Below are 26,748 nucleotides of genomic sequence, written 5' to 3' on the forward strand. Positions count from 1 at the left end.
TTTAAAATTTTATGTTAGATAATTCTTCAAGTGAGTTTGTAATCTCTTCAGTTAGCGTCTGATGAATCTTTTCAGTGTCACTCAGTGATGCAAGCAGCGCTGAAACTCTATTTGGAATATTAAGCAAATTATTACGTACAACTCTTGCTACGTTAAATGCTTCAGTTTTTACTTCTTCTACTGCTACAAGTTCTCCTATCTCAGCCTTAGCTTTCGCCTCAAGCAGTTTACCACGTTCCATTTCATTTTTTATTCGCGTTTTTAGCAACATCGTGGAAAGGTTACTTGTGCTTTCTGGATTTTTCCTCCTCAGCGGCTGACTTGGATCTCTTATTGCTGCCACCGCTTCATTTGCTTGTCCTCTATTGATCAAACCATCCTCCAACTCAACTATTCCTTTCTTTACTAAATAACAGACATATTGCTTTGAAACTCCTAGCTCTCTTGCCCATTTTGTTTGCGTTATTTTTTCCACTCTTTTCCTCCTCTCTTTTCGCTCTTTTTTACGAATTTTCTTCTTGAATTTGCGTAAAAGTCTTACCAACACCAGCAAGAATAGCATCTCGCCCAGCGTATACTTGCCAACGTTTTATGGTTACATCTACAAATTTTGGATCTAACTCTATTGTCCTGCAGATTCTTCCTGTTCTCTCACATGCAATTAGTGTACTTCCAGAGCCGCTAAATGGATCAAGAACTATGTCTCCTGGTCTACTGCTATTAACTATTGCTCTCTCCATTAGCTCTACTGGCTTCATTGTTGGGTGTAGTGTATTGTGTGTTGGCTTATCATAAAACCACAGATCACTTTGATTTCTACCACCATGCCACTCACGTTTATTGCCACTCTTCCACCCATAGAGCATTGCTTCGTATTGTCTTTGATAATCAGATCTGCCTAGCGTAAAGTGATTCTTTGCCCAAATGATAAATGTCGACCATTTTCCTCCTGCCTCCTCAAATGCTTTTTGCAACGTTGAAAACTCTGATGATGATATGCAGATGTAAATTGCTCCTTTGGTGTATACTAAAATATGAGTGCAAGTATTATAGAGAAAAAGTTCGTACTTTTCACCTTGATTATCGTTTAATATCTTTTTATCTTGGCTACTACCATAGTCAACGTTATATGGAGGATCACAAACAGTAATGTCTGCCATTTTATCATCTAACAGCGCTTTATATGATTCAACCAGACAACTATCGCCACAATAGATTCGATGATTTCCTAAAATCCATAAATCCCCTGGTTTTGTTACTTCTACCTTTTTGTCATCATCAGCTAAGTCAGAAAGATCTTCTTCTTCACTATCTAAATCATCGAGAAAACGTTGAACTTTTTCTAGATCAAATCCAGTCATTTTAAGATCAAACTGCAAATCTTCTAACTCTTGAATTTCCACCTTCAAAAGATCATCATCCCACTTTGCCCAATTAGCTGATTGATTGGCAAGTAATCCGAAAAGCTTTGGTTTGTGGTTCATTTAGATTATCACTTAAGACTACGGGAATACTCTCCATACCAAGTTTTCTTGCTGCTTTAAGTCTTAAATGACCATCAACCACAGTTCCATCGCTTTTTGCAACTATTGGAATACGAAAACCAAACTCCCGAACAGAAGCACACATTTTGTTTACTACATCGTCATTTTTATGTGGATTACGCTCATATTCAACTAGGTTTCGAGTAGGATAATAGTGGATTGCTAAATTCATAAAAGTTAATATTCAAAATATCTCTGACACTAAAGAAGGCCTGGGGTCGAACCCACTAAACCCGCCAGTATGGCCGAAAGGACCCACTTCCTATGGGATTTTTAATGCATTAAAATCTTTACTAACATAGAACATCAATGCTAAAGCATCTGCTTCATTATCATCTCTAGGTGAAAAATTTTTGCCTCTAACAGCTTCAATGACTTCACTCTTACTTGCATTACCTTTACCTGTAATAAAACGTTTTATCGTCTTCACCGGAACACCTTTGTAGGGAATTTTCTCCCCCTCACACCAAGCAGTTAGAACAGCAAGAAAACCACCATAACAATGGGCTGCATCAGTTCCAAGATGTCTTCTCACTTCTTCAAAATACACTGCAGAGATGTCTTTCAAAGAATTAAGCCAATTACGAAAGTTTAAGAAGCACATTCCACCTACACTGAAACGACTACCATGAAAACTTTTGCTCCCACTTTGAATTACTCCATCTGTTAAAATTGCCCAGCCCGTTTGCTTGCAGAGGTCGAATGTTAGGATTGACATTTGCTATAATTTTATTATTTAAGACTGCAAGTAGCACTGATTCCTAAATATCGTTTGGTTCCTTCAACGTACTATCAAAAAGCGGTTTATAGTTTTTTTGTTCGCCAACAACGGAAATCCAAGAATCATGTGCTACTCTTGTGAGGTATTGCCCCTATACTAATATATTACCGTGTTTCTAATGGGTTTTTATGATGGATTTAAAAAAAAGGTTAAAACAATTTTAAGTTGCAAGTCGACTACGTAGCTGTATCTTTACAATTTTCATATTTTTCTTTATAAAAGGCAAAAAATGCTAGAATAGCTAGACGTTTTCTTTTTCAATAGTAAAATACCCTTTTATTCAAAATTAGCGTTACAGCATGCGTTCTTTTGTTAGGATGCTTTCTACCTTAAATTCACACTTGGCTTTAAAACTTGTTTTTTTTTAATTGAAAGCTTCTTCTCAAGGTTAAGGCCTATAAAGAAATTAGCATTTAACTGAAGGTCTTACGCACTTGTTCTCATTTGAATTTTAAGATTGAGTAGATAAGCTTTATTCATGTCTTAAAGTTCAATGTTATTAAGAATTTAAATAATATAAAAACATAAGTATATAGAGTATGTATATTAGGTACATACTTTATATTATTATTTATAATAATAGGGTTTTTCTCGAAACTAAGGTATAGGACAAAGTACGCCAAATATCAGCGTTTCATAGTGATTGAACAGTTTTTTTGCTCTGTAATCTTAAATTGTACCAAAACCCTCCAGAATAGCCGACTTTTTCATTTAGTAAGATTTCGTTTTGGAATCTAAACTGGCCAAAACTAGCCAAAATTAGCGTAGTCTGAAATCTGGTCTTCAACTCTTCTCAACTCTTTTTTCTCACGCTCGTCATAAAATCAAGTGAGAAATACGGTAATACATTAATATAGGGCAATCTATTAACTTACACATTCTTTTCATTTCACTAAAAAATTAAGTTACGCCTAAAAAGGGCTAGAAGTAATTAAACAAGCAGGTTCATAGGTGAGAGCTTTAGTAGTGTTTTGCAAATATCTTTATCGAAGGGGGTTTAATATGCATGACAAACAAGCTTTATTTGAGAAGTCAACGGAAGTAAAAGCAGAACTACTTTCAAGAATTGATTCGTGTTTATCCTACTTATTACCAAATGGCACTTTTCATGGTGATAAATTCTATGTCGGTAACATTAGGGGAGAGAGGGGAAAAAGTTTAGTAGTAGAAACAAGAGGAGAAAAAGCCGGATTATGGCACGATTTTGCTACAGGTGAAGGTGGAGATATAATTACTCTATGGCAGAATGTTACTGGCAAGACTAAGTTTCTTGATACCGTAGAAGATATAGAACAATGGCTTGGTCGTTCAACATTTCAAACAAATAATTCAGAATACTTAAATAAATCAGAGATACATTGGGATTACCATGATGAAAACAACCAAGTAATAGCTAAAATTTATCGTTATTATGATGCTGCAGGAAGAAAACGATATAGCTGTTTTGATGTAAAAAACTCAAGTGATACTGCTCCAAGTCCAAGACCTTTGTACAATATTCCAGGTGTAATCAAGTCCGATAAAATTGTTTTTGTTGAAGGTGAAAAATGTGCTGAGAGCTTAATAAATCAGGGCATAACAGCAACAACGAAAATGTTTAGAGCAAACGCACCTATTGATAAAACCGACTGGACTCCACTTAAAGGTAAACATGTAACTATATGGCCGGATAACGATAATCCAGGTCATCAATATGCTGAAAAAGTTGCAAAAAAGCTTTTAGACCTTGGAGTTGCATCACTTGCTATTCTAAAAATTCCACAAGACAAACCAAAGGGCTCGGATGCTGCTGATTGTAGACAAGACGTTGAAAAGTTTTTAACTACAACTGTTCGCATACCATGTAGAAAAAACGTTACCTTTTTCCTTGCTGATCAATACTTAAACGAAAAGTCTTCTGGACCAGGGGATATTATTGAGCCAAGGGTTTTAACTCCAGGTGGTCTTTTAGTATTCGGCGGAGCACCAAAGGTTGGTAAAAGCGATTTTCTCATTTCGTGGCTCACACACATGGCAGCAGGCAAATCGTTTCTTGGCATGTCACCTACCAAACCTTTGCGGATTCTTTATCTTCAGACAGAGATTGGCTATTACTATATGTGCGAGAGCATGAAACAACTTAAACTTGATTCAGAGGTTATTGAGTTAGTCTCCCATAATTTAGCTATTACCCCACAAACAAGGCTGCTTTTAAATGAAGACGGCATTAAGGAGATCATCACTGAAGCAGAAAAGATCTTTGATCCAAATACAGTTGATGTCATTGCTATTGATCCATTGCGTAATATCTTTGATGCCGATGAACATGGTAATGAAAATGACAATAATGCCATGATCTTTTTTCTTCAGGAGAGAATTGAAAAGCTGCGTTCTCTAATCAATCCAGATGCTGGAGTAATTTTAGTACATCACACAAAGAAAATGCCAAAGAAATTACTGGAAGAAGATCCATTTCAAAGCTTTAGTGGCGCTAGTAGTCTCCGGGGATTTTATACTACTGGAATGGTCATGTTTAGGCCAGACGAGAAAAACAGTAATCGTCAATTGGTATTTGAGTTACGTAATGGTCATTCAATTTCACCAAAATGTGTCGATAAAGTCAATGACCATTGGTATGAAGTTGGTTCTGAATCACATAGACTAGTGAATAAAGATTATGGCGAAAAGCTAGATGCTGAGCGTTCCCGCAGGCACGACATTATTCTGGATTTAATCTACGGAGAAGGACGTAAGGGCAACGTTTATACGATTAATCAATTTTGCCAGGCATTTGAAAACAAAGAAGGTCTTGGCAGTACACACTCAATTCGTAATCGTCTCGATGTTCTTGCTACGAAAGGCTACGTAAAATTTAATAAAGAAGGCAAAAATGCCGCAAGAAACAAATATGGAATACTCTGTGTTGAAGGCATGGAGCTTGAAGAGAAAAACAAGAAGGCCTACAGTAGGTTACTACCAACACACTACAAATCACCACACTACGGCAGTGTAATTTCTGTAGAGAATCCAAGCGTTTGGGTTTATCACAACTGAATCTCCCAATATTAACATCTCTTAAAAATTTTTACTAAGGATCATTATGACTTCAAAAAATTCCTATACTGGCATTGACTCAAGATTTGTCAAAACTATAAGATATTATGCAAAACGTCTTCAGAAGTGTAAAGCTTTTGCTCATGAAGATATCGAGGATACTGAACAAGACCTCTTACTTGACTGTTTACCTGGTCTTAAGAATTACAATGAACTTGAAGAGAAGTACGATGCTTTAATCGCTCAGTACATAAAATGTCGTGCTCTCAATTTAAAGGAAAAACGGCTGCGCAAAAAACGTGCAATTGATTTCGTTGACGATGAACTAGGTGAAGAAGAAAGTGAGAACTTCGAATACGACTCTGCGGTGCATATTGATGTAAATGAAACAATTGGAAAACTATCTCCAAAGGCAAGAAAGATATGTAAGCTACTCATGAAATATGAAGTGAGTGAAATTTCTAGAAAGACTGGCATACCGCAACAAACAATCTACAGCGTAATTAAAGCATTACGTAAGGACTTTGCCCATTTGAAACTGTATCTATTCAAGCAAAATCTTTAAATACACCATAAAAACGTTCTTTTAGAGGTATTACAGAATGAAAATAATAAACAGTGAAAAAAGGACAAAGATGGTCACAGGTGTGAAGATAGTAATCTTTGGACCTTATGGAATCGGTAAGACCAGTCTACTTAAAACTCTTGATGAGTCGGCAACACTCTGTCTTGATTTTGAAGCAGGACTATTAGCTGTACAAGACTGGAAGGGAGATTCAATTAGCATGCGTACCTGGAATGAGGCAAGAGATATAGCTTGTCTTGTTGGCGGACCAAATCCTGCGCTAAAGTCTGATCAAGCATATAGTCAAAGGCACTATGAGCATGTATCTGGCAAGTATAAAGATCTTCTTTCTGAAGCTTCTAAATATCGTTATATCTTTATCGACAGCATAACTGTTGCATCACGTTTATGTCTTTCATGGGCAAGGATGCAACCTGAAGCTTTTTCCGATAGATCGGGAAGAGAAGATAAAAGAGCTGCTTATGGCACACTTGCTCAAGAAATGATGGCTTGGCTTAATCAGTTTCAACATATTCTGAATAAAGACATCATAATAGTTGGTACACTGGGCCAGTATCTTGATGATTGTAATCGTTCAACGTGGTTGCCTCAATGTGAAGGTGCTAAAACTGCCAGTGAAATTCCTGGAATTGTTGATGAAGTAATCAGCATGGTTGGAATCAAGAAGGATAATGGTACAGAGGTACGTTCGTTTGTCTGCCAGACCATTAATACTTGGGGATATCCAGCTAAAGATCGAAGTGGATGCCTGAATATGGTTGAAGAACCGCATCTGGGTAAATTACTTGCGAAAATTAAAGCCAAAACTTTGGCTCCTATTGCTTAATTAAAAATTGGAGAATAATTATTATGGAACAAAGCTTTTTCAATATCGGTCAAAAAATTCCTTTTTACAGCGTAAAAGAGTATTTAAGTGACAAAGCACCAATCCCGGAAGATATCATCTACCCTAGAATTTTGACGAAAAGAGGCCTGTTGGTATTTGGTGGCCCACCTAAAATTGGCAAAAGCGATTTTCTCATTTCATGGCTAATTCACATGGCAGCAGGTAGATCATTTCTTGATATGACTCCAAGTAAACCTATGAAAATTTTTTATCTGCAAAATGAAATTGAGTATGAATACATGAAAGAACGTTTGCAACAACTTCAACTTGATAAAGAACTTTTGGACGTAGCTGCCAATAACTTAATTATCACACCAAGAGTGCAATTATCATTCAGTAGTGAAGAAATAGATGAAATCAAAAATGTTGTCAAAGAGCGTTTTAAGCCTGATATTATTGCGATAGATCCTCTGCGTAACATTTTTAACTCAAGTGAGTATGGCAACGAAAACGACAACAGTGCTATGCTATTTTTCTTGCAAAAAACACTTGAAAGACTGAGAAATGTTATAAATCCGAATGCAGGCATAATACTCACCCACCATACAAAAAAACTGTCCAAAAAGATGCTAGAAGATGATCCATTTCAAGGCTTAAGTGGTGCTGGATCTTTGCGGGGATTTTACAGTACTGGCATGATAATGTTTGCTCAAGATGAGAAAAACACCGTACGTCAGATAGTATTTGAACTGCGAAATGGTGAACGTGTAGTAAGTAAGCTTGTCGATAAAATAGATGGTCATTGGCAGCTTGTGGACCAGTGGAACAACTAGTTTTTAATTCATAGGAGATTTTATGCTACAGACTGATTTTAACACAGCAAAGTCGCAAAGTAATTTAATACCGAGAGGTACAATGGTGAAAGTCAAGATGGCGATTAAACCTGGGGGCTATGAAGATTGGTACACCAAAAGCTATACTACTGGCAGCATCTATTTAAATGCTGAATTTACTGTCACTGAAGGTCCATATGCAAAACGTAAGATTTATCAAGTCATTGGTATTAAAAGTGGCAAAGCAAACGTTGAAAGGGAAGATGTCTGGGGAGAAATGGGTCGTTCTATGATTCGAAGTATTTTAGAGTCAGCACGGAATATTCACCCACATGATAATTCAGAAAAGGCAATACTTGGCCGTAAGCTAAACTCTATTGCTGACTTAAACGGGTTAGAATTTAGAACAAAAGTAGGTATTGAAGCTGATCGCCACGGAGAAAAAAATAAGATTGTTATGGTTATTACGCCAGAGTAATCTGAAATTGATTACGTCCCATTTTGAAATACGAAGAATCTGGATTGCTGTCATTGAAATGGCTGTTAAAGATGCAAAAGGGAAAAATTGTAAGTTAAAAGAAGAAAATGCAGAGTCTTTTGAAACTGTTTGTGAGCTATTGATTTTAAACTTGTGAAAGAATGCTTTTCTCAAAAGCTGCTTGCGTGAGAAGGAAAAACTTATGAGCGCTTAAAAAAATTTCTACTTTTTTCATAAAAACCCGTGAGAAACACGGTATATATATAGTACAGGGGTCAAACATGTCAATACTCACCCAGTCGGGAAGAGCAGCAATAGCAGCAAGTATAAAAGAGCAACCGATACATCTTGCCTGGGGAAGTGGTTATGCAAGATGGGAAAGCAGCCATAAAGTAGAAAATTTTTTCACCCCTGATGGCGAAATAACCTTAGATCACCATACTATTAAAAACGTAAAAGTTTTTACAGGACAAACGACTTACAAGTCAAGTATAGATTACATAATTGATGGAAATGTTATTCAGCGTATGGAAAACAGTTCTATTTCTACAGGTGGAACAGTTACCATAGAGTATACTCAAAGCACGCCACCAGAATCCATTATGTCAGAAAAACTGCTCAATGAACTTGGCAGACGCACTGTTGATGAGGTTCTATTTTGCAGCGGTGATAAGAATGGAGAGCTTGTTACTCCTTCTGGAAGGTTTAGGCTCTCAAATGTACCAACCAATAACTTGTACCTCAAATTTACTTTCGATTTCACGGACGCAGCAAATCAAGTGATAAGGGAGCTCGGGGTTATGGTTGGTACTAAAGTAAAAGAAGGATTACCTACAGGACAGAGATATTTTGAGCCAAAAGACGTGGAAAATCCTGGAATTTTGTTAGTTTTAGAATATACGGTACCACTTATCAGAACTGCTGCTACAAGAGAGACTTTTTCATTTGTTGTAACCTTTTGAATTTTTCTAAAATAAAAATGACTTTAAACGCCTATTATAACCGTTTTAATCCTGATAAAGAATACGAAAAAAGCTTGTTCCTTGCAGGAAGAGGTCTACAGTCGGCAGAATTAAACGAGACGCAAGAATATGCTCTTTCAAGGCTCAAAGGCATAGGTGATGCAATATTTCGTGATGGTGATGTCATAACTGGAGCTAATTGTATTATAGATGGGGAAAAAGTTACACTTGAAGCGGGAAAAATCTATCTGCGTGGAGCGGTTAGAAAAGTTGAAAAAGAAGAATTTGTTATTCCGCTTAATACTACAGTTCGTATAGGTGTTTATTATGTAGAATCTACCATTACAGAACTTGAGGATGAAAATCTTCGTGATCCTGCAGTTGGTACACGTAATTATCAAGAAGTAGGTGCAGCAAGACTTAAAGCAACGATTACTTGGAAGCGCGAAGGTTCTTTTTCCTCCGCTGCAGGAGAATTTTATCCAATTTACAACATTGAAAACGGAGTATTAATAGAGCATTCACCGCCACCACAAGCAAACATAGTAACTACAGCGCTTGCTCGTTATGACAAAGAGGCAAATGGCTCCTACGTCGTAAATGGGCTAGAAGTGATGTTCCTCCACAAAGAAGAAAAGGGAGAAGAAGGGGTAAAAAAGGGTAAAAAAGAAATTTTTGTGATTAATGAGGGTAAAGCTCATGTTGATGGTTATGAAATTGAGTTACCTCATAGTATTCGTGTCTCTTTTGATGAAGATCCAGATATAAAATCAGTTGAATCAGAACCCCATACTTTTCAGCCAAACAGCCAAAGAGTAATGGAGCTTAAAGTTAATGATTTTCCAATCAGCGAAATCAAAAAGGTTGATATCACTGTTCAGAAAACAGTTACAGTTACTCATGGTTCATATTCTGGAGCTATTGATCCGATACCTGACTCTGCAGTACTTGAGATTATTCAAATCAAATAAGGCCATGTTATTTATGAAAATAGTACAGATTATAAGTTAAATTCAGGAAATGTTGATTGGTCATTACCTGGCAAAGAACCAGCACCAGGAAGCAGTTACTCGATAACCTATCGTTTTCGCAGCCATGTAAGCCCTGAAGATATAAGTGAACAGGGGTGCAAAGTAAAAGGAGCAGTTGATAACAGCTTGGTTCTGATTGATTACACCTGGAAAATGCCCCGCTTTGATTTAATTACTATAGATGCAAAAGGAGTGGTAAGAAGAATAAAAGGAATTTCCCACCCTTGGAGACCATCAATGCCAAAAGCACCTAGTGGACAACTTTTGCTCTGCTACATTCATCAGACATGGAAGGAGGGCGAAAAAGAAGAGGTAAAGATAGTGAATAATGCTATTCATGCTGTGCCGATGAATGAACTTGAAGCAATGAAAAAAGGAATAAATGATCTTTATGTATTAGTTGCAGAGGAGCGTTTACGCAGTGATGCAAATTCAAGAGAGCCTACAACCAAAAAAGGAGTATTTATTGATTCATTCTTTGATGATGATATGCGTGATCAAGGAATTGTTCAGTTTGCAGCAATAGTAAACAAGGAACTAATATTGCCAATAAACGTGGAAATTATTGATGTTGAAAGAGGTAAAGAACCTTATTTGTTGCCGTATGAACTTGAATCGTTATTGGAACAGCTTTTACAGACCAGTGAGGTAAGAATTAATCCTTATCAAGCTTTCGATCCAGTACCGGCAAAAGTTACAATCACCAAGAACATCGACCACTGGACGGAGGTAAAAACAAATTGGTCAAGTCCAGTGACAGGAGAATTTAATGCTAGAGAAAGAACAGAGCTATTGTCAAGTAGAACATACGAAGCTGAATTTATGAGAGAAGCAGTACAAAGTTTTGAGATTGAGGGTTTTGAGCCAAATGAAAAGCTCAAGGAGGTGAAGTTCGATGGTATTGTCGTTCAGCCTATGGCATAAGAGGTAAAAAAATATGCTCACAGCTAACAACCAGGGAAAATTAAAGGGAAAGGTAAAGATACCGGCAAATATCCCAGCAGGTACTAAATTAGTGCAATTTTACGGGGATAAGGGAAGCTATGGAGAAGCAACGTATACTGGTAAAAAAACAATTACCATAGAAGAAAGAAGAAGAGTTATAGCAGCAAGACGAGTTGATCCTTTAGCACAGACATTTACACTGAATGAGAGCAGGCACATAGGAGGTATCGAATTATGGTTTACAAATAAGGGCAAAAAACGTGTTGTTGTGCAAATTAGAGAAACAGCAGTGGGAATGCCTTCTCAGATTGTCATTGCTGAAAGTTATATTAACCCTGAAAATATTAATATAAATGGCACAGCAACACGAATAACTTGGTCACCAGTGTTTTGTCATGCAGGACAAGAATATGCAATAGTAATACTTACCGATGATGCAGACACAGCAGTAAAAGTAGCAGAGCTTGGCAAATATGATGCAGTAAATAGCCGTTGGGTAACAAGTCAACCATATCAAGTAGGAGTATTACTTTCATCAACCAATGCAAGTACGTGGACAGCACATCAAAATTTAGATTTAACGTTTCGGCTTTTAGCAGCAAAGTTTACTGAGGTTTCTTACGTTATTGATCTTGGTAAAGTTACAGCAAATGACGTATCAGATTTAATAGTTTTGGCGAACGTTGAAAAAGTAGCATTTGATACCAATGTGGAATTTATTTTAGTAGATGAAAAAGGGGGAGAGAGTTTTCTGTCTGATAATTTGCCACTAGCGCTGCGCGAAAGAATAAATGGGGAATTAACGTTAAAAGTAGCGCTGAAAGGATCGAGGGAAAAAAGTCCAGTACTTTACCCTGGTTTACAGCTAGTTTTAGGAAATATAGGGGAAAAAGGAGATTATGTTACAAGAAGCATTACAGCAGGATCAAACACTAAAATTACCATAACATATGATGTGCTAATACCTGGCACTGCAGATGTAAAAGCATATATGGAACAAAGCGCCAAAGGGGGAGAAAAATTGCAATTAGTAAATTTAACATCAGGAAAACCAATTGGAGAAAATTGGGTAGAGAGGACTCATGTGCTGACAAACTTTAATGGCAATGAGACAAGGATAAAATTGGTTTTAAGTGGAACGGTTGTCTATCGTCCAAAGGTAAAAAACTTGCGGGTTGTTATAACATAAAAAAAATGCCAAATGATAAAACGAGGCGCGGATATCCTTTGCCACATCCAGAGAATATTGCAGCGGAAGATGTAGTACGTATTCGCAAAGCGGTAGAAAAAATAGATGAAGATATGAGTGAGAGGGAAAATAAACACAATGATCTTCAAAAAGCATTTGAACGACTGAATTTTGAAACTTTTTTGAATTTTTGGGAATGAATATTACTAAAGAAGCAATCGATGCATTGCACCAAAGAATTAAAGATTTAGCAGTAAGTAGCACACCTGATCAATTGGCATATCTTGCAAAATCGCTGGAATTGATAATAGATAAAAAAGCTATTTCTGATATTGTGCAAATGACTAAAGTAAAAGAAATAATTGATGCACTACAGAGAAGGCTTAAGGATTTAGCGGTAAATAGCACACCAGACCAGATAGCATATCTTGCTAAGGCATTGGAATCAATAGTAGATAAAAGTTCGGTATCTGAAATTATACAGATGACCGATGGTAAGCTAAAAGAACTTCTTGATAGTGCAAAAAAACACTTGAATGACATAAACAGCAATAAAGCAAACTCAATATCGGCAATAACTGCAGCAAAAACAGAGTCTATAGGTGAAATCAATACGCTAAAAACTGATACTTTGAATACTTTAAAAGCGTCATCAGATTCGTATGTATCACTGCTTGATACGAGAAAGGATGTAAATATTGCAGCAATAAACGGTGTTAGCAATGATCATAAAGATGGTCTTAAAGGTTTAGTAGAAGATTTTCGTACTGTTAATAATGTACCACCTGGCTCGTCAATTATAGGAGAAATAGAAACTCGAGATGATCAACTAAAATTGTATCTTATAAACGAAATAAGAAAGCGCAATATGATTGAACCAGGGTCATTACCTTTCTTATTTGGAGTACTGAGTAGAAAAAATAATTACTTTGGCCACGGAACTTTTACGACAGAGCTTGGAAAGTGGAGTAGTAAAACCGACTGTATGTTGCAACTACTAGCAGGTAGCCAAACATACGATACAGATTACGTTAGTTTTTATCGGCCAAGACAACTCAGTTTTATAGAGGGAAATAAAGGAACATTCATTTACGGAGAGTTATACACAAACAGTTTTTCGAGTAGTCATGATGAGATATACTACTACCCATATGCTGCACTTGGAGTAATATTTGTAAAGAATACAACCAGTGTGAAGATAAATAAAGCAATAGAATTTGTTGGATCATCGTATTGGAGTACGGAGTATGGGGGTGCAGGGTTATTTGTAGGAACTCCTGATAACACAAACGCTAATAAGTCAAGAATTTCGAGGATAGCATGGAAAAATGTTTACAGATACACGGATTATAGTAGCAGTTTTGTTGGATCTGGCAATATAGAAATTCCAGCTGAAAAGACTGTTGCAATTTTACTCTATACATCATCTTATTTAGATTCGAGAGGAAAAGTTAGTCAAGGTATGCTTTCAGGTGATGTACATATTTATAGTCAATTTATCCAGTGGGGAATATATAACGTACGTAACAATTTTCTAACCGCAGGACTTGAGATAGATGTGGAAAGGACGCTAAGGGCTTGGCAATGTCCAGGATTGGAAGCTACATATAAAATTTGGGTGTGAGGAGAAATTGTGACCATTTACATACGTTTTGAAAACAACAAGCAAATTGAAACAACAACCCTTGAAAGCAATCCAACTGGGAATAATTGGTACGAGGCACCAAAGAATTTTGACTGGCAAAAAAGTTATTGTCTAACAGAAGGAGGAGAAATTGCTCAGCGGAATCAAGAAGATATTGAATTGGAGTTACTACAAAATGCGAAGTTTTCTGCACTTTCTAATCTTCGTGCTTATTATGATAACTATACTAACCAATACACAGGAGTATCTCATCAAAAGTCTAAATCGTATCAAATACAAGAAAAAGCCGCAAAAAGCATTCTAGCAGCACCAGAATCTATTAATGAAAAGGATAAAGAAGTTATAGAGCCTTTAGCAAAAGTCCGTGGTATTACAGTTATCGAAATGGCAAGAATAATTGAGGAAAAAGTGAAAAAAGCAGCAAAAGCAATAATTAAATGTGAAGAGCTTGAAGATACAGTCAAGAGGAAAATTGAAGAAGCCAAAAGTGAAAATGATCTAGAGGATTTACTGAACGATTTTAAACAAAAGATGCAAAGAAATGGCTGAAGAATTTTTACACGGAGTAAATGTTATAGAGGTTACCTCAAGAGCAAGATCAGTACGTACAGCTAAATCATCAGTGATAGGTGTAATTGGTACTGCTCCGGAAGCTGACGGGCAAAAATTTCCACTAAATAAACCAGTATTAATAGCAGGAAGCGTAAAAGAAGCGGCAAAATTGGGAAAAAGGGGAACTCTTTCCTCTGCAATAAACGGAATATTTTCCCAAATTGGCGCAACAGTAGTAGTTATCAGGGTTGAGGAAAGTGAGAATAGCGATCCAAAATTAAAGGAAGAAGAAACGCTGAAAAATGTAATTGGAGGAGTTGATGAAGAAACTGGAGAGTATCAAGGGATTCAAGCATTCCTAAGTAGTGAAAGCATAGTTCATGTTGCCCCAAGAATATTAATTGCACCTCAGTTTACTCATCAATTACCTAGCGAAGTTTCTGCAAACCCAGTGGTTAGCACTTTAATTCCCATAGCAGAAAAGCTCAGGGCAATCATAGTAGCAGATGGTCCAAATAACCAATGATGAAGAAGCAATAAAGTGGAGAAAGAGTGTTGGCAGCTCAAGAGTTTATGTAGTTGATCCATGGGTTAAGGTTTTCAAAGGAGAGGAAAAACCACCTAGTCCATTTGTAGCCAGGTTAATAGCGAAAGTAGATAGTGAGCAAGGATTTTGGCACTCACCTTCAAATAAAGAGATAAATGGTATTGTTGGAACAAGTAGGGCTATTGATTTTACGCTCGGTGATGTAAGCTCTCGAGCAAACCACTTAAATGAAAATGAAGTCACGACAATCATTCATCAAAACGGGTATAGGCTTTGGGGAAACAGAACATGTTCAAACGATGAAAGGTCGGCTTTTCTGTCGGTTAGGCGTACTGCAGACGTAATCAACGATAGTTTACTTAGAGCTCATTTATGGGCAGTTGATCGCAATATTACCAAAACTTACATAGATGATGTAATTGAGGGGGTGAATTCTTATTTGGCCAATTTAAAAGCCCAAGGAGCTATTATCAGTGGAAGATGTTATGCAAATCCGGAACTCAATGCACCGACAAACATTGCAAGTGGAAAAGTATATTTTGACTTTGAGTTTACACCACCATATCCGGCTGAGCAAATAATATTCAGATCTCATCTTGTAAATAATAGTGTAATAAGTTAGGAGAAAGTGAAGTGTTACCCAAAATACTGAGAAATTTTAACGTATTCGTAGATGGCCGAGGTTATGCAGGGAAAATAGATGAGATAACTCTGCCAAAGCTTACCATAAAAACAGAGGGGTATCGCGCTGGTGGTATGGATATTCCAGTAAATATCGATATGGAGATGGAGAAACTTGAAGCAGATTTTACTTTTGCTGAGTATGATTCAGAGCTATTTAGACTTTTTGGTTTAATAGATGGAAATTCAGTAGCTTTGACGCTCCGTGGTGGAATGCAAGGTAGTGGTAGCAATGATATTGAAGGAGTAATTATCAACCTTAGGGGAATATTCAGAGAATTTGATTTTGGTAGCTGGAAACCTGCTGAGAAAGCAACGCTAAAGTGTACTGTAGCTGCCCATTATTATAAACTCACCATCTCTGGTAATGAACTGATAGAGATCGATGCTGAAAATATGATTAGAAAGATAAATGGTGTTGATCAAATGGCTTTGTTACAGACGATTTTAGGGATCTAATATAGTTGACAAAATTACATAAAAATGTTAAAATACAGGAAGTTGTAGGTATATAGTTAATATGGATTCTAAAGCTCATACAAATTCCGTAGAGCAGCTAGCTAATTTACTTGTTAGTGTAGCTCAATCTCAAGACAAGTCCGTTTTAAAATTACTAACTGAGTTAATGGAAGAAGAAATTGAAGATATGGAATTGTCTAAGATTGCTGACGAACGCTATAAAGAAAAGAGGGTTAAGCATCAAGATGTCTTCTGGGATTAAACCTTACAATATAGACTATTCAGAATCTGTTATAAAGAAGGACATTCCAGCTCTTCCAGCAAAAGTAAAGTTGATGATTAAGAAGGCAATAATGGAGCGTCTAACAGTTGATCCAATTGGACTTGGAAAGCCATTAAAGCACAACTTAAGTGGGCAACGTAGTCTACGGGTGAGTACCTATCGTATACTTTATTATATAGATGTATCAGAACATACAGTAGTTATTACTTCAATTGAGCATAGAAAAGATTCTTATCAAAGCTAATCCTATTTATAGCATCATAATCATAACAAAGAAATTAGTTATGTAAAAGCCGATATAGACTTTTATTTAATTAACTTTTTAAGGAGAAGTATGCAAGCTATAACACTTAATAACCCAATAACAGTTGATGGAATTTCTGTTTCAGAACTTACCGTTAGACGTCCAAAAGTTAGAGACTATTTGGCAATAGAACGCATTAATGGTAGTGACCTAAATAAGGAAGTAACTTTGACTGCCTATTTGACATCAGTTGCAAAAGAAGCAATTGAAGAGTTAGATATTGCTGATTATGTGAAAGTGCAAGAGGTATTAAAGGATTTTTTTTCACTGATTATCCAAAAGACTTGAGATTAGAAGTACTCGTGCTTGGCTCTATCATAGGTGGTGGAGTTGAGCACATTCTTGATATGGAGATTAGTGAATTTATTTCATGGAGCAAATCAGCAAAGGAGCTTAAATGTCAACGTTATCTATAAAAATCGGAGCTATTTTAGATGGAAGCTTTAATACTGTAATAAAAGGAAGTAGCAGTCAACTTACTCGTCTTGGTGAGAATATAAGAAAGCTTGATTCATCTTTAAAATCAGTATCAAAGTTTAAGCAGTTGGGTAGTGATGTTTTGACTAGCAAAAGGTCATGGAAAGGCTTTGAAGATCAAGTAAAATCTTTAGCTAAACAAATGAAAGCGATAGAGAAACCAAGCAAAACTTTAAAAGCAGAATTTGACAAGGCCAAAACCTCCGCAACAAAAGCAAAAGAAGCATATTTGAAAAAGAGAAATGCTTTACATTCATTCAATGAAGAAGTAAGAAAAAGTGGAAGAAATATTAAATCATTAGTAAGTGATCAATATAAACTTGGCTCTTCTATTGAAGTACTAAAAGGTAAGTATGGTAAGTTTGGGTCTGCAATACGTATTCACCAAAGTTTTTTAGCAAGCAAAGCACATTTCAAGTCACAAATTATAGAGACTGTTGGACTAGGTCTTTCACTTGCAGCACCAATCAAAGTTGCTATTGATTTTGAATCGGCCATGTCTGATGTAAAAAAGGTTGTCAATTTTGATAATGAAGCAAAGGAAGCTGATAAATTTGCCAAGAAGTTAAAAGAGATGTCACGTACTATACCACTATCGGCCGCAGAACTGGCACAAATAGCTGCAAGTGGTGGTCAACTTGGTATTGACAAAGATGATCTTATTAAGTTTACAACAGTAGTTGCTAAAATGACCACAGCGTTTGATATGTCGGCAGAAGAAGCTGGTAATGCTATTGCGAAAATATCCAATGTCTATGGAATTAAAGTTGATGGTATGGAAAACGTAGGTAACATAATAAACCATCTTTCAGATAATACTGCTGCTAAAGCAAAAGAAATGGTTCTTACACTAAATAGAATTGGCGGTAATGCTAAACAGTTTGGTTTAGAAATTGATCAAGCAAGTAGCTTAGCAAGTGCATTCATAAGTTTAGGTAAACAACCTGAAAAAGCAGCAACTGCTATAAATAACTTTCTTAGTAAACTACAGACCGCAAGGGAGCAAAGTCCTGAATTTCACGATGCATTAGATGAGATGGGAACAAGTATAGAAGAGCTAGAACAAACCATTAAAAAAAATCCTCCAGAGGCAATATTACAATTCCTTGAAACCTTAAAAAAAATAGATGATCAAGAGCGTGCTGGTATTCTTATGAATCTATTTGGTGCTGGGTTTCAAGATGACATTGCTCTTTTAGTAGGAAGCTTAGACATTTACAAAAAAGCTATTGAACATTTAGCTGATAAAGAAAAATATAACGCTTCAATGCAGGACGAATTTAACAATCGTGCAAATACTACAGCTAATAAATTACGACTCCTTCGAAATGCAATAGCTGAAGTTGGTATGAACCTTGGTTCAGTGATGCTGCCTACTTTAAATGCTGTAGCTGGGTGTTTAAAAACAATAACAGAACATATAGCTTTATTTGCAGAAAAACATCCAACTTTAACTACGGCAATCATGAGTACTTTAGCAGCTTTGATAAGTTTAAAAATTACAGCAGTAGGACTAGGATACGGATTTACATTGCTAGGAAGTACGATTTTTGGTCTGAAAGCAAACCTACTTGGAGTATTTTCATTTTTATCAGCTACAGTTTTTCCTGCAGTAATAACAGGACTAAGAGCAGTAACGCTTGCTGTAATGAGTAACCCAATTGGACTTTTAATAGCAAATCTTGTCACTGGTGCAGCTCTTGTTATCACTAACTGGCAAAAGGTGAAGGAATTCTTTGCTAGCTTTTGGAAATCAATCGTAAGACCGATAGGAGAAGCTTTTTCATGGATAGGGGAAAGTGTATTTGGAAAAGTATTGGAAAATAGCCCACTGAAAGAATTTGAAAAAAGAAAAAGTATTGTCACTGAAATAAAAGCAGTACATAGTCCCCTAAAGAGTAATATTCTCAACAGTGGAAATCCTTTGCTAGGTAACAGTATAATTAAAGAATTTTCCAATAGAAATCAGAATAGCTTCAGAATCAAAAGCCTTATTGAGGAGAAAAAGTTTACAGAGAGCGATAATGATAAGATATTTGCAGATTTTGCAAGGAGTAAGTTTGAAAATAAAGAACAAAATAAAACTCAGAACATCACTAATAATTACACTATCAGCATTAAAGTAGAGCCAAATCAAGATATTCGTAGCCTTGCTGATGAAGTAATAAAAAGGATAAGAGAAAAATCGCGTGATGTTCTGTTTGATACCATAGACCCCGTTTATTAAAATGTTGTCTCTTGGTCCATATAAATTTACTCCGATAAGTTTGAAGTATAGTAAAGAAAATCGTTGGAGTACAATTGAGTGTATTGAAAATATGCCACTATTGCAAAATATCGGCCAAGGCGTAGAAAATATAGATTTGGAAGGAATGATTTATCTGCATAATCTCAACAGGCCAAATCAACTAAAGAATATGAAAGAAGCTAAAAAACCACATGTTTTAGTAGATAGTCTAGGTAATATTTTAGGACAATTTATAATTACTAGGTTAGAAGAAAAGCAGATGTATTTTTTACCTAATGGACTACCAAGAAAAGTTGAATTTAGTTTGAGTTTGAAGAGCTATAGATGACTATATATTACTTAGCCAAAGAAGGAGAAATGCTAGATCTGATTTGCTGGAAACATTATGGATTTACCGATGGAATAGTAGAATTAGTACTAGCAGAGAATTTAGGTTTGGCAGAATATGGAAGCTTTTTGCCTGCTGGATTAAAGATAAAGCTTCCTACTATTCAGAAAACAGTACAAAAGTCAAAATTAAAGGTCTGGGAATAAATGCAGCCAGATTTTATAATAGATAAATGTGAATCAATTAAAGATAGAGTTATATCATTGCGCTTTACAGATGAATCTGGGACAATAGACGATGTAGTTGAAGTGTATGTTGATTACAGAGATGAAAACTTAAATATCCCAGATGAATTGAATATTTCTTTAGGGTATAGGGAAATCGGAGTGACGCCCATGGGTGTATATACAATTAATGAAATTACGGTACAGAGTCCACCTAAAACCTTACTAATAAAGGCTCATGCAACAAATTTAAGACTCTCATTAAAAGAGAAAGTATCAAAAGAATGGCACCAAATTACTTTAGGTAACTTGGTTAAGGAAATAGCAGAAAAGCACGGATATGGGTGCAGAGTTGCAGAAGAATTTGAAAATGTGTTGATTCCACATATTAACCAAACAGAAGAAAGTGATATAAGTTTACTAACAAAAATAGCAATAGAAAGCGAGGCCATGGCAAAGTTAGCTGGCGGATATATACTCTTTATTCCAAAAGGCAAAGCCAAATCAGCAACGGGGAAAGCTTTAGGAACAACAACTATTACACCACAAGACACGATAAATTGGAAAGTGCACTTTACCGTAAGCAGGTACAACTCAGTGATTGCAAAATGGCATAGCTATGAAAGAGGTGAAACTATATCAGAAACAGTTGGCTCTGGTAGTCCAAGTTATACTATACAAACGCTTTACTCTAATGTAGAATCAGCATTAAGTGCAGCAAATGCTAAGTTAAAACAACTGAAGCGAAATAATGCAGTATTGGATATCACTATGCTTGGTAATCCAGAACTATTTGCAGAGGTGAAACTTAGTTTATTAGGGTTTCATCAAGATATAGACGGTGAATGGATAATTGACAGAGCAGAACATGTGTTAGATAGTTCAGGTTATCGCACTGTGTTATCAGCATCAACGTTAAGGGAAAATCAGTAAAACAAATGTTTAATGTTGAAAAAAGTATTGAATATGAATAGAGACGCAAGAAATAAGCTACATTTTTGGTGGTTTATAGTAACAGTAGTATGTGTTATTATTACCTATTGCTATATGAAAGCAAAAGCTACAGATAATTATAAAACAATATTGCGGATTGCTTCTAAGAACTGTAGCCTAGAAGTAGTAAAATTTTCAGCAAATAATCTATTAGATATTAATACACAGATTCCCGAATTAACAGCATTACATTATGCATCCGGTGCAGGATGTGTGGAGGTTATTAAATTTCTAATAGAGAAAGGAGCTGATATAAACACAGCAAAATATGAAAGATGGACAGCCTTACATTCTGCTGCATACAGAGGAAATTTAGAAACAATTAGGTTTTTATTAGACAAAGGTGCAGACCCTACCATTAGAGATACAGATAGAAAAACGCCAAGAAAAGTTGCTATACTAAGATCAAGGAACAACAAAGATAAACCTTACAGAGAAATTATTAAGCTACTTGCAAATGCAGAGGAACAGCATAAATCAAAATAGTAGTTACTAAATTAGCTATCCATAATAAATTCACATTTTAAATCATTATGCAAAATCAAAAAATCCCAATTACGGTAATTATTACCATGTTAATCCAAACCGTAGCATTCATATGGTGGTTATCCAAGTTAGACTCAAGGGTACAACTTCACAATAAGCTCATTGAATATGGTTTAATGGAAAAGGTACTCGTACTTGAGGAAAGGGTAAAAAATCTTTCTGAGGAGTTAGATGAGTTTAAATTACAAGTTTTAAGCGGAAAAATTAAACCTTAATATCTTTATCTAAATTTTCATTTCACAATGACCAAATATATCTTGTCCGTGGACGGCGGAGGCATAAGAGGAATCATACCAGCAATAGTATTAGCAGAAATAGAAAAAAGAGCAAGAAGACCGATAGCTGAAATCTTTGATCTGATGGCTGGTACTTCAACTGGTGGAATTGTTGTAGCTGGATTATGTAAAAAAGATGAACGGGGAAATCCTCAATACTCTGCCAATGATTTGGTTGAACTTTACCAAGAGTACGGAGCATATATTTTTAAGTCTTCATTTTTTAGGCGATCAATACTATCTTGGTTTAACTGTGCACAATACCCACATAAAAATATTGAATCTGTACTGGATAAATATTTTGGTGATGATACCCTACAAAACACTTTAAGTAATGTACTGATTACAAGTTATGATATTCATAATAACTGTCCATTTTTTTTCAAAAGCTGGAAAGAGGACAGGAATTTTATCAAGTTGAAAGATGCACTCAGAGCCACAACAGCAGCACCAACATACTTTGCACCTAAGTACTTAGAAGTTAACCAAGAAAAAAGAGTATTAGTGGATGGAGGGGTATTTGCCAATAATCCAGCGGCATGTGCGTACGCAAATAGCAAAAAACTTTTCCCCAATGAAGAAATAGTGCTAGTGTCAATTGGCACTGGTCGACTATCTAATCGAATAAAGTACAGGAAATTAGGAAAAATAGCTTGGATAAAGCCTCTATTAAATGTGATGTTTGCATCGAGCCTTGATGTAGTGAATTATCAACTAGGTAATGTAATGGACGACAGATACATCAGGATACAATCACAACTGACAATAGCGTCGGCTGAGATGGATAATGTAACACCTAAAAATATTAAATGTCTTCAGCAAGAAGCAAATGCGATGATAGAGGACAACCAGGAAGTAATAGATAGATTCTGCAATATTGAACTATAAACAATGCCAAGCAAACTAAAAAAATTATGCCACAAAGCAAAGAAAGGTTTAAAAAACATAGTTTCGCCCAAAAAACATACTAAGGATCAAGAAGCTAAAATTTCAAACGATAAGCCAAAACCGCTCTCCGAAATTGTGGTGAAACCTAACCTATGCTCGAAAGTAACCTCTAAAGCAGAAAATATCAAAAAAGATAAAAAAGGAATAAAAGAAAAAATAAAAAGCTTAAAAACAAAACCCGTAGAAAAAGAGCTAAAAAAGGGTAACATATTCAAAAAAGGCTTCAAAAAGCTGAAAGGGAAAGTAAAAAAATTAAACCCCATAAAGGTTAAGAAAAATAAGATAATCGGGAGCAAGAAGTTAGCATTTTTACTGACTTCTGGCACGATTGTGGCAATTTTGCCGATATTCAATTTAGCTCCTCTACCAGCATTAGCCATAACTTCGGCATGTGTTTTCAGTATCAACTTCATCGCGGTCAAAACATTGAAGAAAGTTATCAAACAACGCAAATTGGCGGCAAGATCCGAAGCTGAGCCAGAAAAACTAGAAGAGGTATCTGTTGAACAAGTGAAATCTAAGCAAATTTTCAGAGATGTTAAATAGATATATTAAGTATGTAACTACTTTCACTTATATTTTAATATATTACTTCTCAGCACTCAACTGTTTTTAATCCAGCATTCAAGTTGTTACTTCATCACTCACTCAACTCATCAGCAGTTAGGCCAGATGTTCTCAAGATAATATCAATAGCAATACCTGCCTTAACTAGATCTTTTGCAATCTTGATTTTCTCTGCTTTTTTAACCTTTTCTTTACCAGTTTGCATTCCTTCAGATAAAGATTTGACTACCGCATCCAGTAATTCTTGATCCTCAATTTTTTCGCATTTACCTATAAACCTCAATGCTGGCTCATTTTCATATTCTGTTAGTCCAAGAAATAGAGCTTTAATGTTAACTGATAATGCCTTTGCTATCTTATGTAATATTTCAATTGGAATGTCTGTGTATCCTCGTTCATAGTCGTGTATTTCTTTAGGTGTTAACCCGATTTTATTTGCCAAGTCTTCCTGGGTATATTCCCGTATTAACCTCTGCTCTTTTATCCTTTTCCCCACTTTGTAGAGTATAGAATCAGTACAAATTTCTTTCTCTATATCATCATATTCGTAAGTAGATAAGCGAGTCGCTTGGAAAATAATATCAACTGAAACTCCTTCTTTCACTAGATTCTTTGCTACTTCTATTTTCGCTTCTTCTTGACTAATTTTTTCGCTAATATATACAAACCTCACTAATGGATACAGCTTCTTGCGTAATTCCTGATCCTTAACTTCTGTATGTATTTTTGTTAAATAGACTATTTCTTTATCCTCATCTCCATACCAACTGTTTTCTCTTAGTACTGTTGGTCCTAGAAGTAGATCTACAACATTAACTGACAATGCTCCTGCTATTATATACGATTCTTTGATTGTAATAGCCTTACACCCTAGTTCAAAGTTATGTATTTCCTCATGTGTTAAACCAATTTTGCTTGCTAATTTTGCCTGAGTATATCCTTGTACTATCCTATAACCTTCTATTTTTTTCCCTAACTCGTAGCTTACTGAGCCAATATGCTTTAAGTTATCATAGATAAATCCTCTAAAAGCTGTTTTTCCTACAGAAGCAAACATATATAAAACCAATGTATATTCTATCACACAAAAGTCCATTATTGGCTAAATTTTTATGAGATCACAAAAGTTTCTCAATCATACAATTTGATAGGCCTGTCGTTTGCAAGATAATATCAACAGAAATTCCTTCTTTAACTAAATTCCTTGCAACTTCAATCTTCTTTGCCTCTCTGACCTTTTCCCTACAAACATATATACCTTCAAATAAAGACTTGATTAGCACATTGCGTAACTCCCGACTCTCAATCTTTTTATATTCTTCTATCAAATTTGATAGCTTTTCTTCCGCTTCACTATCCTCATCTAATTCGGGAAGTAGATCTATGATACTGATTGATAATACCTTTGCTATTTCATCTAACATTTCAAGTGAAACAGCAGCTCGCCCTTGTTCATACTCATATATTCCTTGATTTGTTATGCCAACTTTATTCGCTAAATCTTTTTGAGTATATCCTCGTATCAACCTCCACTCTTTTATCCTTTGCCCTACTTTGTATGGAATCGGAATTTTGTTCTCCTCATATTCACCAATAGATAAGTTAGTTGTTCGAGAGATAACATCAACAGAAACTCCTACTTTAATTAAACCCCTTGCTATTTCTATTTTTACCGCTTTTCTGCTTCTTTCCTCGCTCAAACGAATAAATTTGGTTAATAGACAAAATACCTCGCGTAATTCTTTATCCTTATATCCCTTTACTAAATTTAATATTTCTTCATCTTCAAAATATCTTTTTTCATTTGGTAGTGTCTCTTCACAAATTAGACCTTTAACATTCACTGATAATGCTTCTGCTATGGCATATAACTTCTTAATTGGAATTTTACGGTTCCCTTTCTCATATTGCAGTATTACCCAGTACTTTACACCAACCTTCTCCGCTAAATCCTTCTGAGTATACCCTCGCTCTAACCTCCAACTTTTTACTTTTTGCCCTACTTCATAGTCTAGACTTCTTTCCACGAAAAGAACCATACATATAATATTTTCTACTATAGCTCAAAGGCTCCAGTAAAAGAAAATCTCTGGAACCTTAAAGTTGATGAATCAAAGTTCCCTAAAGGTTTCTTTACTACCTCCACATACCCTATTTACCCATGAAGATGGAGACAATACTTCATCATTGCTAACCTCTCTTATTTCTTTTATAGCATACTTTTCACTCCATATGCCACACCTCATAAAACTTCCTTTTTCTACTGCTTCTTTGACTGTCATTCCCCCGAAAAGGCAGTTTTTCCCTACTTCTTCTCCTTTTTGTTGTAATTCAGCCCACATTTCCTTGTTTGCTATTCTCACTTGTACTTGATCATATTTTTTTACATCTTGGTACAATATAATATTTAGCTTACCAAGGCTTGTAGGAAATTCTAATAGAATAGAGCTTCCATTTGACATATCGGTATAGTTTCTTATATCTCCTTTCTCGCTTTTAACCTCAACTGCATTATTGCCCATTCTTAAAATTAAACCTCTGTTTGGGCCCGTACCTTACAGTATCTTGGCTACCTCTACCTTGCTATCCTGAGAAAATTCTATATACGATGTTGTATTGTCTATCTCGATATCTATTAATTCCCCTTCTTGAACAGCACTTTCGCCAGCTTTTTCTAGTTCTTCTAGTTGCCTATCTATCTGTGGCTGAACTTCTGGTTGTAGCTCATTATAGATTTCACTTATCAGCTTATTCTGCAATAAAGTATCATGAAACTCTGCACCACTTAGCATTAGCTTACGCATTATCTTTTTTCGATCACTTTTTTCTAATCTGTGAAAGTGTGTACCCAATACTACATATTCTGCGAAGCTCCACTCTCCATCATTACATGCATTTAGCCTTGCTCCAGAAGTTAGTACTTGGTCTATAGTTTTGTGTAATTCATTTACGCTTTTTGCCTCTACCACAGTACTTTTAAACCAACTTAACTTTTCTGCACTTGGCTTTATTTTTTGCAAAGATGAAGCAAATGGATTTAACCCTTCTGGATAATCTGCTTGATCGCTTACAGGTTTTGTACCATAAATATAGTCAAGCCCTTTTCCGTAGTTGATTTTGTTTTCGCAAACGTTTCTGCTAGGAAAAGGCACCTCTCCAAGCTTTTTAGCCTTATTAGTTTTGCTTACAAAGGTGGACTGCTCCTTAGTACGACCAATTCCTACAATAGCATTTAACACCTCACCTTTTGATAATCTATCAAGATCAATGTTTAACTTGTAAGTACCTCCCTCTTTATCATTAAAAGGTACAATTATTTTATTACTCATATTAGCCTCCGCTATTAAATATACTTTACTAAGTCTACAACCTATTTTATTACTTTATTATTAATTCAATATATATTTTCTCATTAATTATAAGTAATGATTAATGCACTTGCAAATACTTTCTTCATTCAAGT

26 protein-coding genes and 4 pseudogenes are annotated in these 26,748 nt (G+C 35.7%); 24 read left to right on the forward strand and 6 right to left on the reverse strand.

Annotation, left to right across the window (positions count from 1 at the left end; all coding sequences use genetic code 11):
* Position 1 precedes the first annotated feature (1 nt).
* From AAGD91_RS04970 to AAGD91_RS04980, 3 genes and pseudogenes are all read right to left on the reverse strand, one after another.
* Positions 2–475: a hypothetical protein gene (locus AAGD91_RS04970; RefSeq protein ID WP_341820840.1), complete on the reverse strand. Its 474-nt coding sequence runs from the start codon at positions 473–475 to the stop codon at positions 2–4.
* A gap of 28 nt (positions 476–503) precedes the next feature.
* A pseudogene (locus AAGD91_RS04975) lies at positions 504–1,716 on the reverse strand (DNA modification methylase).
* 90 nt (positions 1,717–1,806) lie between these two features.
* Positions 1,807–2,262 (reverse strand): Holliday junction resolvase, encoded by a 456-nt coding sequence (locus AAGD91_RS04980; RefSeq protein WP_341820841.1) that lies wholly within the window; start codon positions 2,260–2,262, stop codon positions 1,807–1,809.
* A gap of 1,065 nt (positions 2,263–3,327) precedes the next feature.
* On the opposite strand from AAGD91_RS04980, the gene AAGD91_RS04985 reads away from it, so the two are divergent.
* The 24 genes and pseudogenes from AAGD91_RS04985 to AAGD91_RS05100 all read left to right on the forward strand — a co-directional run bounded on the left by AAGD91_RS04985 (position 3,328) and on the right by AAGD91_RS05100 (position 23,264).
* The gene (locus tag AAGD91_RS04985; RefSeq protein ID WP_341820842.1) at positions 3,328–5,358 is read left to right on the forward strand and encodes an AAA family ATPase; all 2,031 of its coding nucleotides are present in this window, start codon (positions 3,328–3,330) and stop codon (positions 5,356–5,358) included.
* 46 nt (positions 5,359–5,404) lie between these two features.
* Positions 5,405–5,923: a sigma-70 family RNA polymerase sigma factor gene (locus tag AAGD91_RS04990; protein WP_341820843.1), complete on the forward strand. Its 519-nt coding sequence runs from the start codon at positions 5,405–5,407 to the stop codon at positions 5,921–5,923.
* Positions 5,924–5,960: 37 nt separating this feature from the next.
* Positions 5,961–6,770, forward strand: coding sequence for an ATP-binding protein (locus tag AAGD91_RS04995; RefSeq protein ID WP_341820844.1), 810 nt, complete (start codon positions 5,961–5,963; stop codon positions 6,768–6,770).
* A gap of 23 nt (positions 6,771–6,793) precedes the next feature.
* Entirely contained in the window at positions 6,794–7,603 is an 810-nt protein-coding gene (locus AAGD91_RS05000) for an AAA family ATPase (RefSeq protein ID WP_341820845.1), read from the forward strand.
* A gap of 22 nt (positions 7,604–7,625) precedes the next feature.
* Complete coding sequence (locus AAGD91_RS05005) at positions 7,626–8,081, forward strand: hypothetical protein (RefSeq protein ID WP_341820846.1); 456 nt, start codon at positions 7,626–7,628, stop codon at positions 8,079–8,081.
* A 281-nt stretch (positions 8,082–8,362) separates the two neighbouring features.
* Complete coding sequence (locus tag AAGD91_RS05010; RefSeq protein ID WP_341820847.1) at positions 8,363–9,043, forward strand: hypothetical protein; 681 nt, start codon at positions 8,363–8,365, stop codon at positions 9,041–9,043.
* Between the two features lie 17 nt (positions 9,044–9,060).
* Positions 9,061–10,998 (forward strand): annotated as a pseudogene (locus AAGD91_RS05015) (DUF4815 domain-containing protein).
* Positions 10,999–11,011: 13 nt separating this feature from the next.
* Positions 11,012–12,208 carry a hypothetical protein gene (locus AAGD91_RS05020; protein WP_341820848.1) on the forward strand — a complete coding sequence of 399 codons (1,197 nt, stop codon included), beginning with the start codon at positions 11,012–11,014 and terminating at the stop codon, positions 12,206–12,208.
* Positions 12,209–12,213: 5 nt separating this feature from the next.
* The gene (locus tag AAGD91_RS05025; protein ID WP_341820849.1) at positions 12,214–12,408 is read left to right on the forward strand and encodes a hypothetical protein; all 195 of its coding nucleotides are present in this window, start codon (positions 12,214–12,216) and stop codon (positions 12,406–12,408) included.
* Positions 12,405–13,832, forward strand: coding sequence for a hypothetical protein (locus tag AAGD91_RS05030; protein ID WP_341820850.1), 1,428 nt, complete (start codon positions 12,405–12,407; stop codon positions 13,830–13,832). The genes AAGD91_RS05025 and AAGD91_RS05030 overlap by 4 nt, the downstream gene beginning before the upstream one ends.
* A gap of 9 nt (positions 13,833–13,841) precedes the next feature.
* The gene (locus AAGD91_RS05035) at positions 13,842–14,402 is read left to right on the forward strand and encodes a hypothetical protein (RefSeq protein ID WP_341820851.1); all 561 of its coding nucleotides are present in this window, start codon (positions 13,842–13,844) and stop codon (positions 14,400–14,402) included.
* Positions 14,395–15,574: pseudogene (locus AAGD91_RS05040) on the forward strand (phage tail sheath subtilisin-like domain-containing protein). The gene AAGD91_RS05035 and the pseudogene AAGD91_RS05040 overlap by 8 nt, the downstream one beginning before the upstream one ends.
* 11 nt (positions 15,575–15,585) lie before the next feature.
* Positions 15,586–16,092: a phage major tail tube protein gene (locus AAGD91_RS05045; protein WP_341820852.1), complete on the forward strand. Its 507-nt coding sequence runs from the start codon at positions 15,586–15,588 to the stop codon at positions 16,090–16,092.
* A gap of 61 nt (positions 16,093–16,153) precedes the next feature.
* Entirely contained in the window at positions 16,154–16,354 is a 201-nt protein-coding gene (locus AAGD91_RS05050) for a hypothetical protein (protein WP_341820853.1), read from the forward strand.
* Complete coding sequence (locus tag AAGD91_RS05055; protein ID WP_341820854.1) at positions 16,338–16,619, forward strand: type II toxin-antitoxin system RelE/ParE family toxin; 282 nt, start codon at positions 16,338–16,340, stop codon at positions 16,617–16,619. Before AAGD91_RS05050 ends, AAGD91_RS05055 begins: the two co-directional genes overlap by 17 nt.
* A 90-nt stretch (positions 16,620–16,709) precedes the next feature.
* Positions 16,710–16,967 carry a phage tail assembly protein gene (locus tag AAGD91_RS05060; protein ID WP_341820855.1) on the forward strand — a complete coding sequence of 86 codons (258 nt, stop codon included), beginning with the start codon at positions 16,710–16,712 and terminating at the stop codon, positions 16,965–16,967.
* 109 nt (positions 16,968–17,076) lie between these two features.
* Positions 17,077–19,383, forward strand: coding sequence for a phage tail tape measure protein (locus AAGD91_RS05065; protein WP_341820856.1), 2,307 nt, complete (start codon positions 17,077–17,079; stop codon positions 19,381–19,383).
* A gap of 1 nt (position 19,384) precedes the next feature.
* A complete protein-coding gene (locus AAGD91_RS05070; protein WP_341820857.1) occupies positions 19,385–19,732 on the forward strand; it encodes a phage tail protein in 348 nt (115 codons plus the stop codon).
* A complete protein-coding gene (locus tag AAGD91_RS05075) occupies positions 19,729–19,938 on the forward strand; it encodes a tail protein X (RefSeq protein ID WP_410541912.1) in 210 nt (69 codons plus the stop codon). Before AAGD91_RS05070 ends, AAGD91_RS05075 begins: the two co-directional genes overlap by 4 nt.
* Positions 19,939–20,889, forward strand: a complete 951-nt coding sequence (locus tag AAGD91_RS05080) for a phage tail protein (protein ID WP_341820858.1) — start codon at positions 19,939–19,941, stop codon at positions 20,887–20,889.
* Between the two features lie 33 nt (positions 20,890–20,922).
* Positions 20,923–21,435 (forward strand): ankyrin repeat domain-containing protein, encoded by a 513-nt coding sequence (locus AAGD91_RS05085; protein WP_341820859.1) that lies wholly within the window; start codon positions 20,923–20,925, stop codon positions 21,433–21,435.
* Positions 21,436–21,482: 47 nt separating this feature from the next.
* Positions 21,483–21,710, forward strand: a complete 228-nt coding sequence (locus AAGD91_RS05090) for a hypothetical protein (protein WP_341820860.1) — start codon at positions 21,483–21,485, stop codon at positions 21,708–21,710.
* 27 nt (positions 21,711–21,737) lie between these two features.
* The gene (locus AAGD91_RS05095) at positions 21,738–22,658 is read left to right on the forward strand and encodes a patatin-like phospholipase family protein (RefSeq protein WP_341820861.1); all 921 of its coding nucleotides are present in this window, start codon (positions 21,738–21,740) and stop codon (positions 22,656–22,658) included.
* 3 nt (positions 22,659–22,661) lie between these two features.
* Complete coding sequence (locus AAGD91_RS05100; protein WP_341820862.1) at positions 22,662–23,264, forward strand: hypothetical protein; 603 nt, start codon at positions 22,662–22,664, stop codon at positions 23,262–23,264.
* Positions 23,265–23,358: 94 nt separating this feature from the next.
* Here the strand turns inward: AAGD91_RS05100 and AAGD91_RS05105 are convergent, their stop codons facing one another.
* The 3 genes and pseudogenes from AAGD91_RS05105 to AAGD91_RS05115 all read right to left on the reverse strand — a co-directional run bounded on the left by AAGD91_RS05105 (position 23,359) and on the right by AAGD91_RS05115 (position 26,614).
* Positions 23,359–24,342 (reverse strand): helix-turn-helix domain-containing protein, encoded by a 984-nt coding sequence (locus tag AAGD91_RS05105; protein ID WP_341820863.1) that lies wholly within the window; start codon positions 24,340–24,342, stop codon positions 23,359–23,361.
* A gap of 61 nt (positions 24,343–24,403) precedes the next feature.
* On the reverse strand, positions 24,404–25,324 hold the full coding sequence (locus tag AAGD91_RS05110) for a helix-turn-helix domain-containing protein (RefSeq protein WP_341820864.1): 921 nt from the start codon (positions 25,322–25,324) through the stop codon (positions 24,404–24,406).
* A gap of 72 nt (positions 25,325–25,396) precedes the next feature.
* Positions 25,397–26,614 (reverse strand): annotated as a pseudogene (locus AAGD91_RS05115) (hypothetical protein).
* Positions 26,615–26,748 lie beyond the last annotated feature (134 nt).

The organism is Wolbachia endosymbiont (group A) of Myopa testacea, from assembly GCF_964027115.1.
In the GTDB taxonomy this organism is placed as follows: domain Bacteria; phylum Pseudomonadota; class Alphaproteobacteria; order Rickettsiales; family Anaplasmataceae; genus Wolbachia.